The following is a 1,656-nucleotide window of genomic DNA, read 5'->3' as shown; positions in this document are numbered from 1 at the left end:
CCAGCGCCGCGGCTGCCTGGACCATGGGCAGCGCGAGCAGCGCGCCCGCCCCCTCGCCGACCGCGACCCCGTGGTCGAGCAGCGGGACCAGCGCCATCCGGTCCAGCGCCTTCGCCTGCGCGGGCTCCCCGCTCACCTGGCCCGCGAGCCACCAGTCGGGCGCCCGGAACGCCGTCCGCTGCCCCACCAGCGCGCAGGCCGCCGAGACGACCCCGTCCAGGATCACCGGCATCCGCCGTACCGCGCTCTGGAGCAGGAAGCCGGTCATCGCCGCCAGGTCGGCGCCGCCCACCGCCGCCAGCAGTTCCAGTTGGTCGCCCAGGACCGGCCGCGCCCGGCGCAGCGCGTCCCTGACCGCAGCGCACTTGCGCATCCACGCCAGGTCGTCGATGCCCGCGCCGCCGCGCCCGGTGACGACCGAGGCGTCCGTGCCGCACAGCGCAGCGATGAGGGTGGACGCCGCCGTGGTGCCGCCGACGCTCAGGTCACCGAGGACGATCAGATCCGTACCGGAGTCAGCCTCCTCGTCGGCGACCGCCATGCCCAGCCGTACCGCCTGCTCGGCCTCCTCGGCCGTCAGCGCGTTCTCGATGTCGATACGCCCGCTGCCGCGCCGCACCCGGCGGCGTACCACCTCGTCGGGCAGCAGCGCCGGGTCGCAGTCCAGACCGGCGTCGACGATCCGCACCGGCACCCCCGCGCGGCGCGCCAGCACGGCGACCGGGCTCTCGCCGTCCAGCACGGCGCGTACCAGCAGGTGCGCACTGCCCGGGGACCGCCCCGACACATCGAGGGCGGCCACTCCGTGATCGCCGGCGAACAGCACCACACGGGGCTGCTCGATCGCCTTGACCGGTACGGCCCCCTGCGCCGCCGAGAGCCACTCGCCCAGCTCGTCGAGACGGCCGAGGACGCCGGGCGGAATGGTCAGCCGCTCCCTGCGTTCCTCGGCGTTCCGCCGCATACCGCTGTCGGGGCGCTCGATCAGGTCGGAGAAGTCGTCGAGATTCAGCGAGCTCATTCGCCGAACAGTACCGGCCCCCGTCACCCCAGCAGCGTGAGGGCCTGCCCGGCGACCACCAGCAGGAGATGCTCGCACTCGGCGGCGAAGGAGGCGTTCAGCCGCCCCAGTTCGTCACGGAAGCGGCGCCCCGACACGGTCGCGGGGACGACACCCGAGCCGACCTCGTTCGTCACGGCGACGACGGTGCGCGTGGTCCGGCGTACGGCGGCGACGAGTTCGTCCGTACGCTCCCGCAGCGCATCGGCGCCGCCCGCCGCCCACGCGTCCTCGTCCCAGGCGTCCACCCGGTCCATGGCGTCCGTCAGCCACAGCGACAGACAGTCGATCAGCAGCGGCGGCCCGTTGTCGTCGAGCAGCGGGACCAGGTCGCAGGTCTCCGCCGTACGCCAGGAGGCTGGGCGGCGCTCGCGGTGCGCGCGCACCCGGCCCTCCCACTCGGCGTCGCCCTCGCGCTCGCCGCCCGTCGCGACATACAGCACCCCGGGGAACGTCGCGAGCCGCCGCTCCGCCTCCCAGGACTTCCCCGAGCGCGCTCCGCCCGTCACCAGCGTGCGCCGGGGCACCTCCGGTACGGCGTGGTAGGCGCCGACGTCGAGCGTCGTACCGTCCGGCACGGCCCGCGCGCCCGCGGC

Annotated in this window: 2 protein-coding genes; both read right to left on the bottom strand. The window is 75.2% G+C overall.

All coding sequences use genetic code 11. The annotated features are described in order from the left end of the window. Positions 1-1,021, bottom strand: a 1,021-nt coding sequence (cobT, locus tag QR77_RS09280) for a nicotinate-nucleotide--dimethylbenzimidazole phosphoribosyltransferase (protein ID WP_040020892.1), incomplete at its 3' end; no start/stop codon positions are given. Between the two features lie 23 nt (positions 1,022-1,044). Continuing rightward, positions 1,045-1,656, bottom strand: a 612-nt coding sequence (locus QR77_RS48430; protein ID WP_040020891.1) for a bifunctional adenosylcobinamide kinase/adenosylcobinamide-phosphate guanylyltransferase, incomplete at its 5' end; no start/stop codon positions are given.

The sequence above is a fragment of the Streptomyces sp. 150FB genome (assembly GCF_000818195.1).
GTDB lineage: Bacteria > Actinomycetota > Actinomycetes > Streptomycetales > Streptomycetaceae > Streptomyces.
The sequence above is the reverse complement of the archived record's forward strand: the minus strand, read 5'-3'. Positions and strand labels throughout refer to the sequence as shown.